Raw genomic sequence first — 15,523 nt, 5'->3', positions numbered from 1 at the left:
CCGAGAGAGGGGATTGAATGCCACGTGATTCACGCCTGTACATGACGTTCCCCATCGACTTCGCCACACACCAGAAAGTGTCGCGACTGTCCGACTCCGCGTTCCGAACGTTCATCGAAGCGAACGGGTACTCGAGGGTCAGGGAATCAGACGGGCGCATAGAGGTTGCCGACGCCGAGTTCATGTGGCCGACCGCCGCGTTGGACGAGCTGTGCGCCTCACACCCCACCCGACCGCTCATGTTCCGCGACGGTGACGAGTACGTGCTGCGGGACTACGCGGAGCATCAGTTCACGAAGGCTGACCGGGACGCGCTGACCGAGAAACGGAGCCGTGCAGGGCGGGCAAGTGCCGACAAACGTCGAACACATGTTGAACAGGTGTTGAGCACGAGCCAACACACGCCAACAGAGATAGAGACAGGGATAGAGATATCTCCTTCTAACGAAGGAGATAGTCCGCGCAAGCGCGCTCACCCCATCCCCGCCAACTTCACCATCACCGATCGCATGAGGCAGTGGGCGGCAGAGAACGTCCCCCTCGTCGACATCGACAAGGTGCTCCCCGAGTTCATCGACTACTGGCGTGGAGTCGGGAAGGCGATGAAGGACTGGGAATCGGTTTGGCACAACGGCATGCGGAAGCAGCAGGGGTTCGCGGAACGTGACCAGCAGCGTCACGGACCGAAGCAGTCGAAAGCCGCTGTGAATGCGGCCGAGTACAGGAGGTTGTTCGGTAATGGATCTCAGGGAAGCGTTCCAGCTATTGACGCTGGCATCAGCCCGTGACGGTAGGACCGTGGATCAGGCGGTTGCTGCGGTGTGGGCGAAGGATCTTGAACGGGTGGACCTGGATGTGGCTGTGGAGGCCGCGACCCTGCACTACCGGGAGTCGTCGGACTGGTTGATGCCGGTGCATGTGATTCGTAACGCGCGTCGCGTGTTGGAGGCGCGGGAGCGTGAAGCGAGGATTCGCCGGCAACTGGAACCCGAGAAGCATGTGTTCTCCGAGACGGGGATCAAGGCGTACTGGGCTGAAGTGCGCCGGCTGAAAGAGTTGAAGGAGGTGGAGTCGTGAGGCGCATGTCTGATGCGGTGCTCACGGCCCGCGGACACCTGCTGGAACAGTACGCGGGCACATGGGTCCGGTTCGATACCCCGGTGCGGATTGTGGACGCGAGACCCCGCAGGAACACCCCGAACTATTTGGGGTGGGCGCGTGTCGACGCGCAACCGGGACCGGGTGGTCGTGTCCCAGTTCGGTGGATCAATGAAACCAACTTCAACAGGTACTACCGAAAGGTGCAGTGATGGAGGTCATTCTCGTGCTCTCTGCGATCGTGCTCGGCTACGCAATCCGTGACGCGATTGTTCGAGGCTCGGGGCGATGACCGCCGCCGCCTCTCACCGTGTCCCTATGACCATGTCCGGGTACTGCGCCCACCCATCCACACCCGAACACACAGGCTGTCGGCGGGTGTCGTGTACCTGCACCGACTGCGACCACAACGAACGGAGCCAGACGTGACGATCCTCTGCGCCATCCCAGGCTGTCCCGTCATCGCGTTCGACCATTTCGTGTGCCGAGAACACTGCGACTGCGCTAGGTGCACCAAACCGGCCGAATAGCACTCAGCCGTACCCACTCCACGGTCCTCTTTCCTTCGGGTAGGGGGCCGTTTCTCATACCCCGAGGGTCACACCGTAATGGTGTGGCCCTCACTGCATACCAGGAGACCCGTGAAGATTCAGGTGGATTTGGACCCGAAAGACGTGTGGCGCATCCAGGAAACGGCGGAACGCCGCGGCATCACACCCGGACAAGTCCTCCGCGACGAACTCCTACGCCAACGCCACGGCCGCGACTTCCGAGAAGCCGTCCGCTCCCGTGTCATCGCCGGCATGTGCGACGCCGACATCGCCACCGAGCTCGTCTGGCCCACAGTCGGCACCATCGCCCAAATCCGCCGCTCACACGGCCTCAAAGCAAACCCCAGATACCGGAGAACCACATGAGCGGAAACCCCCACGCAGCATGCCCACGGTGCGGCCTGAAACGTGAAGTGAAGAACGACGGCATCCGCACCAAATACTGCATGGACTGCAAAACCCAGCGCGGACAAGACACCGTCTCCCGGGGGTGGATGGACGACGCAGCCTGTGCGACCACCGACCCGGAGTTGTTCTTCCCGACCGAGGAAGACGAGTGGCGTCCGACACGTGCAGCGAAGGAGATTTGCGCGTCCTGCCCGGTACGCGCCATGTGCCTTGCTGACGCACCGTCCTGGGATCGCTGGTCGATCCGTGGTGGGCAGACCGCTACCGAACGCCGACGAAAGGCCGCCGCATGACCAGATCACATCGCACCGCCCGTCAAGCCGGAACCAGCTTCGAAACCTGGCTCGTCGACTACTGGCGGGAAGCATTCGGAACCCGCACCATCGAACGCCGCGCCCGCAAAGGCGCACGCGACGAAGGCGACATCGCCGGACTCAACAGTCACGCCGGCCCCATCTGTGTCGAAGCGAAGAACCACAACCGCATCGACCTCGCCGGATGGATCACAGAAGCCCAAATCGAAGCAGGGCACGCCGACGCAGCCATGGGTGTTGTTGTCGCGAAACGCCGCGGATACGGGCGCGGGTCCATGGGAGACCAGTACGTGATACTCCGCCTCGAGGACTTCACCATCCTCCTCGGCGGCACACCCAAACACCATTGCGACTGCCCAGTCGCACACGACGAAGAGGAAGACGACTAATGGCAAAGCTCACCGTAGACAGCGCGTTCGTTGAAGAAGTGCTCATCGGCAACAACGGCGCATGGGGACTCAAGACATCCGAACCCCATTCCCGGAAGAACGACCAGGACCGTTGGGAAACCGTTGGCCGCACCTTCCGCACGCTCAAGGTGTCCCGCAACTCGGGCATCTCCCTGGAGCGGTTCAACAAGGGCGACCGGATCACCTTTGAGGGTCGGGAAGTCACCGAGTCGAAGAAGTCTGCGGACGGGGCGAAGACGTATTACGACCTCGTTGTGTGGGCCGACGCGGTGGAGCTCGCCGGGAGCGCGCGTACCGCTCCTGCTGCCGAGCCTGTGGACGCATGGGCCACCGAAGACCCGAACCTGCCCTTTTAGCCATGGACCGGTTTGCGCATGACCGGGTGTCCCGTAAGGAGCGGGAGTGGTTGACGGCTGTTCTCAACCCTGCACCCGAACCCCCACCGCATGTGTGCGGTAACTGTCGGAACCCGTTCACGGGGGGACGACCCGACTGCCCCAACGCAAGGAGAACCGCATGAGAGACCCCGGACCTCACGAACTAATCGTGGTGGAGGGCGAAATTGAGGTGTGCCGTGGGTGCGTCAACGACCTCGGGTACAACGTCGCATGGGATCAGGCACACCCGGCTCCGCTCCGGCCCGGCCCCGGCGCCTACTGGGGCAATGGGCTCGGACCCAGCGGGGAGCGGTTGATCTGATGAAGATCGGTTCGCTCTGCTCCGGCTATGGCGGTCTCGACCTCGGCGTTATGGAAGTTCTCGGCGGGGAAGTGGCGTGGCATGTCGAGTACGACACGGCGCCGTCCAAGATCCTCGAGCACCACTGGCCGACCATCCCGAACTACGGGGATCTGACCACCCTCGACTGGTCGACGCTCCCGCCCATTGAAGTACTCACCGCGGGTTACCCGTGCCAGCCGTTCTCCATCGCAGGGAAGAGGAAAGGAGCCGACGATGAACGACACCTCTGGCCCTACATCAAAGACGCCATTCGCCAGCTACGACCCCGCCTCGTCGTCCTGGAGAACGTCCGGGGTCATCTCACTCTGGGAATCGACAGAGTTCTCGGAGACCTGGCCGAGCTCGGGTATGACACAAGGTGGGTTTGCCTTCCAGCTTCCGCAGCCGGCGCTCCACACCGCAGGGAGCGTATCTTCATCGCTGCCTACCCCGCGGGCCAGCCGTGGAGCATCGGGGACAGAAACGATGTACGCGCTGGGGGCGGAGCGGTCGAACGAGAACCGGCCGCAGGGCGAGGTTCTGTTGAAGACACCGACCGCTCAGCCCGCGATCAACGGGGGATCTCAGCACCCGGACAAGCGGAAAACGGGAGGTCACGGGCCGACGTTGGCCGACGAGGTGGAGCACCTTCTGCCGACGCCTACGGCGATGGACTCGGGAGCGTCGGGGGGATCGAACACGTCGAACGTCACATTGACGGACCTGACGGTTCGGACTCGGTTTGGCGCGACTACGAACCCGCGATTCGACGGTGGGAACACGTCATCGGAAGGTTGGCCCCTTCCCCAACCGCTCCCGATGGACGAAACGGAGCTCACCGACTCTCTGCCCGGTTCGTGGAGTGGATGATGGGCCTCCCCGAGGGCCACGTCACGGACGTTGGGTTGACGCGCGCTCAGCAGTTGAAGGCGCTCGGTAACGGCGTCGTACCGCAACAGGCCGCACTGGCCTTGACCTTGTTAGGAGCAGCCGCATGAGTAAGAAGCCGAAGCGTGATCCGATCCCGGACGGTGTTCGTGAGGAGGCCCGGTCGTCGTGGACGTGTGCGTTCTGGTGTGACAACCCGATGGTGGGGACTGCACGGGATGTTGACGGGGCGATTCTGCCGTCTTGTGGGTTGAAGGGCCACGGGAAACCACTATGACCGAACTCGGTGTGGTGCTGTCTCACGCATCAACAATCGTCGGCCCGCTCGTCACACCCACTACCGATCCTGTCGCGTTTAAGGCGCTTGTGGAGGCGGCGCAGCCTGGTTGCGTCGTCACCATCGTCCATGACGACGGCTCCGGGTGGCGCAGTGAGGACGGCCTAACCCCGCAGCAGATACTCGACCAGTTCCAGCGGGCGGACCTTTGGGACCACGACGGGTTCGATCACTGCCAAGGCTGCCAAGCCGCGTACCAAGCCGAAAGGGATTGACGCATGACGTTCATGACCGGCTACCCGCCGCACGGGTCCGACGACCCCGAAGACGACGACTACAACCCGGACGCTGAAGAGTACTGGGCTTGGTATGAGGCGCAGGAGTCGAGACGGAAGGACTACTGACCCACTATGACCGAACTCACCGAACTCCTCGACGCTGTTGACAGTCTGACGAAGCCGGGGGTCCTGCATCACACGATTCAGGATTCCCGGTTCACGTGTGTCGTGTTCGACACGCCCCTTCTGGACCGGTTGGAGAACGAGATCCGTTTCTCCCTGTCCCGGGAAGGGTCCAAAAGCCTCCCGAATCAGCGGGTACCGATCAACTCCGGCGCCCTCCAACTGTTCATGCGGATCAGTTCGCAGATCACGGATTGGGCGCATGGGGCGAAAGCAACCGTGTACAAGGGTGATCCGGGGCGGACGTTGCGGGCCTGGTATGTGGCATGGACGCAGACGGAACGGGAACCACAGAACGTCACGGCGCGGGTGCGTCTGCTCGCCGGCTGGGAAGCATCCATCCGTAGGGAGATTGAACCACCCCGACAGAAAGACCTCCCCGACCCCTGCCCAACCTGTGGTGCTGTGGAGTGGTGGAGGGATGGGGAACGATACCCACGCCCCCTTGTCGTCGAATCACCTAGGAACCCTGACCGGTCGTTGATCGACGAGTCCACGGCTCATTGCCGCGCCTGCGACAAGAGGTGGGGAGCACGAGAACTCGCCTACGAACTCGAACAGATGCCTAACCACACGGATGGGAGCACGCCGTGATCCGTCTGCCTGACGACAAGTACGACAACGTGGGATGGGCGGTCGTCGCCCGCAAGTTCCACCGATGCGAGGTCCGGAACGACGGATGCCGAGGCATGTTGGCCGGGACGCCGTACTATCGCGCGATCGCGTGGCCTGGCTCGGATGCGAACGGCGGTCGCGCGCCGTGGGTCATGCGCATCTGTCGAGACTGCCTGCATGACGAGCGACGCTTGCAATTCGATGCCGCACTCAACCCCGGCCTCGTGTTCTCCCCCGAATCGATCGAGTAGAGGTATTGCGCACGAACGTTCGTGTGTGTATAATCTGACGTAGGTCGCTTCCGCATGCCCGGAAAGCGGCCTTTCGCATTCCTCCCGGCAGCGGCGACCCCGTAGTTCGGTTGAGGAAGGCCGCGCCCAGGAGCCGGCCACCATACCCAAACACGGTCGTAACACGCGCCTTCGCTAAGCGCGGTGACCGTCACAGCCGGAGCCAGACCGCCAACGCGGTGCTGAGGTCGGCGCCTTTCACTTTCCCTGTGTACGCGCCCCGCGCTTTCCGGGGGAGTGTGCACCCAACCCATTGGGAGCGACCATGGGACTCATCGATCGTCTCGCTGCACCGCCAGCGAAGTACCGCCCCGGCCGATCCGTCATGGATGTGTGGTTGGAGTCTCGCCCCGAGGGTGAGCAGGCAGTCATCCTGAACGCCGCATCGAACCCTGAGTGGGGTCATGTGGCCCTGTTGAAGGAACTGGTTTCCGAGGGTGCCCCGGACATGTCGGACACGGCGTTCCGTGCGTGGCGTGTGAAGCGGGGTCTCGCATGAGCCTCACGGACCGCCTCAACGACGCACCGCTGCCGACACCGCCCACCAAGTACCAGAAGCATTCCGAGCTCGACTACGAGACCGGTAAGGGCGAAGCTGCAACGGGCGCAGTCCGCGGCAGGGTGTCCGACGAACGGACCCTCCTCCAACTCGCGGGCATCGATCCCGACGCGTTCAGGATCGTGGGCAAGACGTCACAGTGGACGAAGACCCATCATGACCGCGAAGACACCTACTCGTTCTTCTTCCAGTTCGAGCGGATCACGCCCGACGAGGAGTCGCCCGGGGCTGCTTGGCTCGCGTCACTGATCCGGCCGGCGAAGCCGATCAAGCCTGCTAAGACCCCCGGCCTCCCGATGGTGGTGTGTCTCGCAGACGGTCAGCTCGGCAAGGACGGACCGGACTCGACCGGACCCGGCGACCTCGACAACCGGTACAAGCAGGCTCTTGCGAAGGTGGCTTGGAAGGTCAAGCAGCAGCGCCCGAGTGTTCTGGTTATCGCGGACAACGGTGACCCTGTTGAGGGCATCACTTCGTCGGCGCCCAACCAGATCGCAACGAACACGATGGAGTTTCCGGAACAGTTGCAGGCGTGGCAGCGTCGTCTCACTGAGGCGATCCTGACCCTTGCCCCCTACGCGGGCGAAACGCATGTGGCCGCGGTCCCGTCGAACCACGGCGAGGTGCGTAACGCGATGGGGAAGGTCGGCTACGCAGACCACGGCATCGGGATCGCCAAGACCGTCGAGGAGTCCTTCAACCTCCTCGCCCCGAACCGGTTCAACCTGACATTCCACTACCCGCCGACGAAGTATGACGTCATCACGTACGTCACAGTCGACAACACCGTGGTTGCGTTCACTCACGGACACCATGCAGGCACGTATGACCGCATCCCGCAGTGGGTTGCGAATCAGGCGGCGTCTACACGGTCTCCGATGGCTGACGCGCGGATCGTGTGCCACGGTCACTTCCACCAGCCCGGTTACCGGGAATCACGTGGTCGGGCGATCGTGTCGTGTTCGATGTTCGATGCCGGCTCGGCATGGTTCGAGAACAAGACCGGCGAGCACTCGAAACCGTCGATAACCACCTTCACGGTCAAGGACTCAGGCGTGTACGCGCTCGAGTTCGTCGAACCGTAACCAACTTCCACCTGTCAATCCCGCAACGAACGATTGAACGGGCTAGCGAGCCTGATAAGTGCACTGTGCGGACGAGGGCGACAGGTCGGGAACTTCAGCAGTCCCACCAGACAGTAGGTGTCTGGTGGGACTGCACTAACCGCGTGAAAGCGGGTGTCGTCATGCTTGACGCGACCAGACGGTGTGACGGCAAGGAGTGCGGCGCGCAAGCGTACGTATTCGTCGAGATCGGTGACCACGAGCTCGGGTACTGCGGACATCACGGCACGAAGTATTGGAAGCGCCTTCATGAGGTTGCTGACCGGGTGTTCGATTTCCGGTACCTCATCGCTGAGGAGTCCTGATGTGCCGGTGTGAGTCGGACGAGTGCTGCAACCTTCGGGCTGAGTACATCGACTCCCGCATTGGCCGGCTGGTCGCAGAACAAGCCGACCCTGTAAGCGGTGAGGCTCAAGAGGCGCATGTTGAGGGTGAGGGCTAACAGTGGCGGAAACGGAAACCTGCACGGTCACACTCGTCCTCGATTACGACTCACTCGACTGCTACCTGCCCCACGGTCACGCTGGACCCCACAAGGGCATCGGCGGACAGGGCAAGTATTGGTGGGAGTACGCCAGGTGAACGATCGCGTCTCACGGCTGCAAGACAAAGCCGAAGCGGCCGCAGACCGTGGAGACCTCGAGCAAGCGGAGACGTACCGCATCCTCGCATCACAGGCGGCGTACTTCGCACGCAAGGAAGCGCAAGCCCTCGAGCGGATGCTTCAGCACGTGACGGACAAGGGCGACTAGCGATGACGGATCTCGGCATGCCGGATGGGATCTACAAGCCGGGCGATCCGGTGGGCAACGATGGGCTGACGGACGCTGAGCGCCACTATCTTGCAAACCGCTATCGCGAGCGCATCATGCCAACCCCGGATATGGCCCGCCGCTTCAACGCGTGGCTGCAACAGAAGGACGACTGATCTGAGGGGGTTCTCGTCTATCTCGTCGCGGTGACGACGCAAACCACACCACGGGGCTGACAGGAAGGCCCGACACCCGAAGATGCCGTATCCACTCGGCGCCTTGTTAGGTCTTCGGTGGTCGGATACACGCGGTTCGATTCCGCGCAGCTCCACAATGCGAGTGCCTGGGTTGTGCAAGCCGGTTCGCCGACGCTCAGCCATAAATCCCGGGAGTTGCAACCCTCGCAGAAGACGCAGTGATGGCGGCCGGTGCGACGCGACGCGACGGCACGCTCCCGCCTCCCTCTCACTGCGCACCTGGTTCTGTAGCTCAGTTGGTTAGAGCGCTGCCCTGTCACGGCAGAGGTCGCCGGTTCAAGTCCGGTCAGTACCGCACAATTCCCTTCGACCTGAACCTCCGAGGTACACCATGCGTGTGTGCTCACGACCTGGATGCCCCACGATCTACCCCTCCACTGAGGGGTCACGTTGCGCACGGCACAGGCGTGCAGCAGACAGGGCCAGGGGTACAGCACGGGACCGGGGTTACAACACCCGTGGACACCAAGCCTTCAGGGCTGCGGTACTCACGCGTGACCCCATCTGCGTCATCCCCGGGTGCATCAACTTCTCCACTGTTGCTGACCACTACCCACTGTCACGCAAAGAACTACTCGAGCGTGGCATGAACCCCAACGACCCAACACATGGACGCGGCTTGTGTAAGCCACATCACGACAGTGAGACAGCACAGCATCAGCCAGGTGGATGGCACACCTGAACAGATGTTCGATCGACCACGTCAAGGGGTGGGGGGAGACCCTTCATCAGAACCGGCCAAAGTACCGCCGGGGAGGTGAAAAAAACCTCAGACGGGTTCAAAACGTTCTGCACCGTACCAATGTTCGACTGTTCCGATGTGGCGTGATGCCGCGCAGCGTGATGCTGAGGATGTGATGTCATGCCTTCTGGTGGAGCCCGTGCCCGTAGTGGCCCTGCACCTGACCCGAACTCGTATCGGTCTCTTGACCGGGAGTGGGTTGACCTTCCTGCTGCTGGTTTCGCCGGCACGATCCCTGCGTTCCCTCTGCCTGACGCGTTGTCGGTGGAGGTTGAGCTGTGGGATGAGTTGTGGCGGAAGCCGCAGGGTGCTGCGTGGGATGCTCTGGGCCTGAAGTTTCAGGTCGCGGCGTATGTGCGCGCGTATCTCGAGTCTGTTGCGGAGAAGGCGTCGGCTGGTCTGAAGACGGCGGTTCTTCGGATGGAGGCTGAGCTCGGTTTGAACGTGCCGGGGATGCGGTCGAATGGCTGGCGGATCTCTGACGGTTCCGCCGCAGCTCCGGTTCCTGTTCCCGCTGCCCGGCAGACGTCCTCCGGTGACTGGCTGAAGGCTGTCTCCGTTGAAGGGGCCTGACTACAAGATCCCGCCTCGTACACGTTCGCTTGGCTACCTCGGTATGTGGTGGATTGAGAACCACTGTGTTGTCCCGGAGGGTGACACGGCCGGGGATCCGTTTCAGCCGACCCTTGACCATCGGGTGTGGTTGGCGAATTGGTATGAGGTCCGTCCGACCGCTAAGCCCGGTGAGCGCAACGTCGCGTTCCGGTACCGCACGGGGCAGTGGATGGCCGCGCAGAAGGTCGGCAAGTCGCCTGGTGTGGCCGCGGAGACGTGCCTCGAGTTCGTTGGGCCGGCTCTGTTCGACGGGTGGGCGGCTGAGGGCGACTACTACGCGTGCGCCGATCATGGTTGCCCGTGTGGTGGCGTGTACTTCTACGAGGTAGGGGAGCCGAAGGGCCGTCACTGGCCTACCCCGCGAATCCAGCTTGCGGCTGTCGTTGAGGATCAGGTGGAGAACACCTGGGGTGCGCTTATCCCGATGATCGATTCGGGTCCGTTGTCGAACATGATCCGTACTGGTGAGGCGTTCATTCGTCATCCGAACGGGAACCGTGATTCGCGGGTTGAGATTGTGACGTCGAAGGCTGACGGCAAGCTTGGTGCCCGTATTTCGGCGGGGAAGTGTGATGAGACGGGTCTGTGGACTGACTCGAACAAGATGAAGAAGTTCATGCGCACTTTGCGGCGTGGTGCTGCGGGTATGGGTGGTCGGGTGTCGGAGACGACGAACCCGTATGACCCTGCTGAGGCTTCTCAGGCGCAGGACACGCATGAGTCGAAGCGTAAGGACGTCCTCAAGCACTATTTCCCGCCGCCGGCCACTCTTCGCTGGGATTTGAAGAAGGATCGGGCGCTGATTTTCGCGTTCAACTATGGCGGTTCGCCGTGGGTGGATCAGCGGTCGATTGAGGCTGAGGCGTCTGCGCTGGGCGAGGTGAATCCGGCTGAGGCGGAGCGGTTCTTTGGGAACCGGATTGTTGCTGGTTCTGGTTCGTGGTTCGACATGACGAAATGGGCTGACCGGAAGGTGGAGCCCATTACGGTCACACCGCGGACGAAGGTGTGTGCGGGGTTCGACGGGTCGAACAACGACGACCACACTGGCATCCGTCTTGAGACTCTGGACGGCTACCAGTTCACCCCGACGTATGGGGATGCTCGCCGGCGGACGCATTGGCGCCCGCAGGACTGGGATGGGCGTATCCCGCGCGCTGAGGTCATGGCTGCATGGTCGCAGATCGCATCCGAGTTCGAGATTGTCCGCGCGTACCTGGACCCTGCGTTCTGGGAGTCCGAGGCGGACAACCTGGCCGCTGAGCATGGCGACAAGGTGTTCATCAAGTGGGCCACGAACCGCCTGAACCCGATGCACGCGGCGCTCGAGCGGTTCCGCACCGACGTCTACAACACCGAGTCGGACTTCCGGCACGACGGGGACGTGGACGTTGAGGCGCACCTGCGTAACGCGATCCTCCGCGCGCGTGGGGTGGACCCGGCAACGGGTATCAACCGGTACTTCATCGGAAAACCGACCGACCCGCAAAAGATCGACCTTGCCATGACGTCTGTGCTCGCACATGAGGCGCGCATGGATGCAATCGCTGACGGAGCTCTAACTGGGCGTCCGGACAACTTCATTTATACCTAGCCCCAGGGGGTCGCATGGACGTGGAAGCGGCCCGGAAGCTCACGCAGCGCATCTACACCCGTCTCAACAACCGGCGTGCGGACATCGACAAGGCGGAGTCGTATTACAACGGCGAGCACCCCCTGTCGTTTGCGACTGCCGAGTGGCGGAAGCAGAACGCGGCGCGGTACGCAGGGTTCTCGGACAACTGGTGTGCGACGGTCGTCAACGCGGAGGCTCAGCGGCTCAAGCCCATCGGGGTTGCGAATCTCCCGAAGCGGGCTGCGTCGAAGCTGTGGGACTCGTTGCAGATGAACGAGTTCGATTCGCAGTTCTCGCAGGGTGTGGTTGCGTCGCTGACGGCTAAGCGAACGTTCGCGATCGTGTGGGCGGATGCTGAGGGTAAGCCTCTGGTTACGTTCGAGCACCCGTCGAACGTGGAGATTGAGTACGACTGGGAGAACCCTCGTCTGCGTTCTGCTGCGTTGAAGACGTGGGTGGATGAAGACCTTGAGTTCGCGACTCTCTACACGCCGGCTGAGCTGTTCAAGTGGCAGCGAAAGCGTCCGAACCCCAAGCAGGACCGGCAGTCTCAGGCGCTTCAGTCGCGTACCGGGCGCGCTGAGGACGGCGGGTGGGTTCCTCGTGAGTCCGAGGGTGAGAAGTGGGTCATCGCGAACCCTCTGGGTGTCGTCCCGGTGGTGGAGATCGCTAACCGGCCGACGCTGAAGGGCGACCCGCGGTCCGAGATCCAGGGCGTCATGCCCATGCAGGATTTTGTGAACCTGATGTGGGCCTATCTGATGCTCGCAGCCGACTACGCCTCGATGGATGCGCGCGTCATGCTCGCCGCCGAGCCCCCGATGATTCCGATCCTTGATTCCGAGGGGAATGTCATCGGCAAGCGTCCGGTGGAGATGAAGGATCTTCGCGAGAAGCGCCTCATTAGCATCACGGGCGATAACGCGAAGATCGACTCCTGGAAGGCCGCTTCCCTCGACATTTTCACGGACACCATCGAGATTGCGGTTGGGCATATCTTCGCTCAGACGCAGACCCCGCCGACGTACCTGGTGACGAAGACGGGCATGTCGAACGTGAACGCCGAGGGTCTGAAGGCGTCCGAGATCGGCCTTGTCAACAAGTCGGACGAGTTCATCACGTTCACGGACCCGCAGTTGCGGGAACTGCTGCGTCTCGTGGCTCTGGTGGAGGGTGACAAGAAGCTCGCGGAGCAGTCACGCCTGGCACAGATCGTGTGGCAGTCGCGTGAGATTCGGTCGGAAGCGCAGCTCGCGGACGCTCTGGTGAAGAAGCGTCAGATGGGGTACCCGTTCGAGTATCTGCTGGAGCAGTCGGGGCATTCGCCGGCTGACATTCGCCGCATCTTGAAGATGCGTGAGGCGGAACTGAATGACCCGCAGATTGTGGCGGCGATGAGGGGACTCGATGATTCCTCAAGCGTCGGCGGATCAGTACCGGAAGCAGCAGACGATAGCGGGGACGACAGCCTCTAGCGTCGCAAAGCTGTGGCGTCGGCTTGGGACGGAGTTCTCGGCCGAGTGGGTGCGGGTTTCGCCGATTGTGTTGAGCGTCGTTCAGACGGGTCGAGACGCGTCGGTACGTGTCGCGGTGCCCTACACGGATTCTGTGCTGTCAGAGACCGGTCAGGCGGCTCCTGGGGTGGGTGCGCTGGTTCCGGCGCGCTTCACCCGGGATGCCCCTGACGGTCGCCCCGTGAGTTCCCTGCTTGACGAGGCCGTTGTGCTGTCGAAGTCGGCTATCGCGGGTGGTGCGACCGTTCCCGAAGCGCTGGCGCAGGGTGGCACGTGGCTGACCGGGACGGTGCTTACCGTCCTCGCGGACACGCGCCGGCAGGTGTACCACGCCGACATCATTCAGCGCCCGAGCCTGGGTGGTTACGCGCGGATGCTGAACCCGCCGTCGTGTGCACGGTGCGCGATCCTCGCGGGTAAGTGGTTCGCGTGGAACAAGGGGTTCCTGCGGCATCCGCGGTGCGACTGCATCCACATTCCGGCCTCTGAGTCAGTCGGTGAGGACTTCACTACCGACCCGGCCGAGTATTTCGGGGCGCTGTCGAAGGCGGAACAGGACCGGATCTTCACGAAGACCGGCGCCAGGGCAATACGTGACGGTGCTGACGTGTCCCGCGTGGTGAACATCGACCAGCGCGGGCTTGGTACCGCGAAAGGTAAGCGTCGGTTCGGCACTCCGTCGCGGATGACGGTCGATGACATTTACCGGACGGCCGGTACCCGTGCGAACGCGATCCGGATGCTCCAGGCCGAGGGCTACGTCAACTACCAAACCGGACGGCTGAACCCGTCCCTCTGAGTTTCCCGCGCGATGCGGCGAATCACCCCGTTTGGGGTGGCATCTGGCCCCGTGATGGGGCCTTTTCTATCCCAACTAGGAGTGATTCCACATGTCTGAAACCGAAGAGGTCGAGACGACCGAAACGGACCAGATCGAAGAAGTCGAGTCTGAGGAGCAGGAGCAGGAAGAAGACCCCAATTTGGGTCTGAAGAAGGCTCTGGCTGCGGAGCGTAAGGCGCACAAGGAAGCGTCGAAGCGTCTCCGTGAGCTCGAGCAGGAACGTGAACTCGCCAACAAGGCACCTGATGAGCAGGCCCTTGAGCTGGCACGCCGGGAGGCCGCTGCTGAAGCGACCACGAAGGCGAACGACCGCATTGTGCGGGCGGAGATTCGCGCTGCTGCTGCTAATCGGGTGAAGAACCCCGCCCTTGCCGTGAAGTTGATCGACGCCTCAGCGATTGAGGTCGACGACGACGGCGAGGTTGATGCGGATGCTCTCGCTTCAGCGATCGACACCCTGCTGACCGACTATCCGGAGCTCGCCGTCACGGCGCCCGGGTTCGGTTCGGCCGATCAGGGGGCGAAGGGCCGCGCCGCGGCACCTAAGCAGCTCACTGATTACGACCTTGAACAAATGTCTCCCGCGGAGATCAACAAGGCACGGCGTGAAGGCCGGCTGGACAAGCTCCTCGGCAAATCCTGAAAGGGGTAGCTCATGGCTATCACTAACTATCGCCCCACTATCTGGCATGCAAGCCTCCTCGAGAACCTGCACCAGAACACGTTCGTCATCCCGACCCTGAACCGGGACTACGAGGGTGACATCGTCAACGGTGGTGAGGCGGTGAAGATCACTGGCTTCACTCAGCCGACGATCGGCACCTACTCGGGTTCGATCACCCGTCAGGCGCTCACTGACTCGAGCCAGACGCTGACGATCGACCAGAAGAAGTACTACGCGTACCTCGTCGATGACGTGGACCGGGTGCAGGCTGCTGGTTCGTTCGACCAGTTCCAGACTGACGCGGCTGCGGGTCTCGCTGACGTCGCTGAGGACTACGTTCTCACGACCATGCTGTCCGGTGGCACTTCGGCTGGTACCACTGCGGTCACGACTGCGGCGCTGGCCGACTCGGCTGTCGTCGCGATCCGTACCGCGCTGGTCAAGGCGAAGGTTCCCTCCGCTCAGCGTTACCTGGCCGTCAACCCCGAGGCTGCGGCGTTCCTGATGAACCCCTCGACCTCGCTGTTCAAGGCGAACGAGTCGGGTTCTGACCAGACGCTCCGTAACGGTGTCATCGGCGAGTACCGCGGCTTCACCGTCGTGGAGACCCCTTCGGCCGCGATCGCGAACACCTCCAAGCCGGTCTTCATCGGCTACTGGGGTCGCGCGTTCGCGTTCGTTGAGCAGATCGTCAAGCAGCGCGCGAACGTCGCACTGGACGCCTTCGGTGACCAGATCGACGGTCTGCACGTGTACGGCGCCAAGGCTCTCCGCGCTACGGCGATCCAGCACTACGTCTCGGCCTGAC

20 protein-coding genes and 1 tRNA gene are annotated in these 15,523 nt (G+C 62.6%); all 21 read left to right on the top strand.

Annotated elements, in window-relative coordinates; translation table 11 throughout:
• Nucleotides 1–41: 41 nt before the first annotated feature.
• The 21 genes from ABG085_RS10460 (at nt 42) to ABG085_RS10360 (ending at nt 15,522) form a co-directional block, all read left to right on the top strand.
• Nucleotides 42–788, top strand: coding sequence for a hypothetical protein (locus ABG085_RS10460; RefSeq protein WP_347975685.1), 747 nt, complete (start codon nt 42–44; stop codon nt 786–788).
• A 10-nt stretch (nt 789–798) separates the two neighbouring features.
• Nucleotides 799–1,077, top strand: a complete 279-nt coding sequence (locus ABG085_RS10455) for a hypothetical protein (protein WP_347975684.1) — start codon at nt 799–801, stop codon at nt 1,075–1,077.
• Nucleotides 1,078–1,739: 662 nt separating this feature from the next.
• Nucleotides 1,740–2,015, top strand: a complete 276-nt coding sequence (locus ABG085_RS10450) for a hypothetical protein (protein ID WP_347975683.1) — start codon at nt 1,740–1,742, stop codon at nt 2,013–2,015.
• Complete coding sequence (locus tag ABG085_RS10445; RefSeq protein WP_347975682.1) at nt 2,012–2,350, top strand: WhiB family transcriptional regulator; 339 nt, start codon at nt 2,012–2,014, stop codon at nt 2,348–2,350. Before ABG085_RS10450 ends, ABG085_RS10445 begins: the two co-directional genes overlap by 4 nt.
• Nucleotides 2,347–2,760, top strand: a complete 414-nt coding sequence (locus ABG085_RS10440; RefSeq protein WP_347975681.1) for a hypothetical protein — start codon at nt 2,347–2,349, stop codon at nt 2,758–2,760. The genes ABG085_RS10445 and ABG085_RS10440 overlap by 4 nt, the downstream gene beginning before the upstream one ends.
• Nucleotides 2,760–3,137 (top strand): hypothetical protein, encoded by a 378-nt coding sequence (locus ABG085_RS10435; protein ID WP_347975679.1) that lies wholly within the window; start codon nt 2,760–2,762, stop codon nt 3,135–3,137. Before ABG085_RS10440 ends, ABG085_RS10435 begins: the two co-directional genes overlap by 1 nt.
• Before the next feature lie 342 nt (nt 3,138–3,479).
• The gene (locus ABG085_RS10430; protein ID WP_347975678.1) at nt 3,480–4,499 is read left to right on the top strand and encodes a DNA cytosine methyltransferase; all 1,020 of its coding nucleotides are present in this window, start codon (nt 3,480–3,482) and stop codon (nt 4,497–4,499) included.
• A 163-nt stretch (nt 4,500–4,662) separates the two neighbouring features.
• Nucleotides 4,663–4,941 (top strand): hypothetical protein, encoded by a 279-nt coding sequence (locus ABG085_RS10425; protein ID WP_347975677.1) that lies wholly within the window; start codon nt 4,663–4,665, stop codon nt 4,939–4,941.
• Between the two features lie 3 nt (nt 4,942–4,944).
• A complete protein-coding gene (locus tag ABG085_RS10420) occupies nt 4,945–5,070 on the top strand; it encodes a hypothetical protein (RefSeq protein WP_347975676.1) in 126 nt (41 codons plus the stop codon).
• A 6-nt stretch (nt 5,071–5,076) separates the two neighbouring features.
• Entirely contained in the window at nt 5,077–5,721 is a 645-nt protein-coding gene (locus tag ABG085_RS10415; RefSeq protein WP_347975675.1) for a hypothetical protein, read from the top strand.
• On the top strand, nt 5,718–5,993 hold the full coding sequence (locus ABG085_RS10410; RefSeq protein WP_347975674.1) for a hypothetical protein: 276 nt from the start codon (nt 5,718–5,720) through the stop codon (nt 5,991–5,993). Before ABG085_RS10415 ends, ABG085_RS10410 begins: the two co-directional genes overlap by 4 nt.
• A 534-nt stretch (nt 5,994–6,527) precedes the next feature.
• Nucleotides 6,528–7,676 (top strand): hypothetical protein, encoded by a 1,149-nt coding sequence (locus tag ABG085_RS10405; protein ID WP_347975673.1) that lies wholly within the window; start codon nt 6,528–6,530, stop codon nt 7,674–7,676.
• Between the two features lie 617 nt (nt 7,677–8,293).
• The gene (locus ABG085_RS10400; RefSeq protein ID WP_347975672.1) at nt 8,294–8,467 is read left to right on the top strand and encodes a hypothetical protein; all 174 of its coding nucleotides are present in this window, start codon (nt 8,294–8,296) and stop codon (nt 8,465–8,467) included.
• 2 nt (nt 8,468–8,469) lie between these two features.
• The gene (locus tag ABG085_RS10395) at nt 8,470–8,643 is read left to right on the top strand and encodes a hypothetical protein (RefSeq protein WP_347975671.1); all 174 of its coding nucleotides are present in this window, start codon (nt 8,470–8,472) and stop codon (nt 8,641–8,643) included.
• Between the two features lie 302 nt (nt 8,644–8,945).
• Nucleotides 8,946–9,019, top strand: a tRNA-Asp gene (locus ABG085_RS10390).
• Nucleotides 9,020–9,730: 711 nt separating this feature from the next.
• Nucleotides 9,731–10,039, top strand: coding sequence for a hypothetical protein (locus tag ABG085_RS10385; RefSeq protein ID WP_347975669.1), 309 nt, complete (start codon nt 9,731–9,733; stop codon nt 10,037–10,039).
• A gap of 211 nt (nt 10,040–10,250) precedes the next feature.
• Nucleotides 10,251–11,675, top strand: coding sequence for a hypothetical protein (locus ABG085_RS10380; RefSeq protein ID WP_347975668.1), 1,425 nt, complete (start codon nt 10,251–10,253; stop codon nt 11,673–11,675).
• 14 nt (nt 11,676–11,689) lie between these two features.
• Complete coding sequence (locus ABG085_RS10375) at nt 11,690–13,171, top strand: phage portal protein (RefSeq protein WP_347975667.1); 1,482 nt, start codon at nt 11,690–11,692, stop codon at nt 13,169–13,171.
• Between the two features lie 220 nt (nt 13,172–13,391).
• Nucleotides 13,392–14,009 (top strand): hypothetical protein, encoded by a 618-nt coding sequence (locus ABG085_RS10370; protein ID WP_347975666.1) that lies wholly within the window; start codon nt 13,392–13,394, stop codon nt 14,007–14,009.
• Between the two features lie 91 nt (nt 14,010–14,100).
• Nucleotides 14,101–14,694 (top strand): hypothetical protein, encoded by a 594-nt coding sequence (locus ABG085_RS10365; RefSeq protein WP_347975665.1) that lies wholly within the window; start codon nt 14,101–14,103, stop codon nt 14,692–14,694.
• Between the two features lie 12 nt (nt 14,695–14,706).
• Complete coding sequence (locus ABG085_RS10360) at nt 14,707–15,522, top strand: hypothetical protein (RefSeq protein ID WP_347975664.1); 816 nt, start codon at nt 14,707–14,709, stop codon at nt 15,520–15,522.
• Nucleotide 15,523: the final 1 nt, after the last annotated feature.

It is taken from the genome of Microbacterium sp. ProA8 (assembly GCF_039905635.1).
Classification (GTDB): Bacteria; Actinomycetota; Actinomycetes; order Actinomycetales; family Microbacteriaceae; genus Microbacterium; species Microbacterium chionoecetis.
This window is presented reverse-complemented; position numbering and strand designations above follow the sequence as displayed.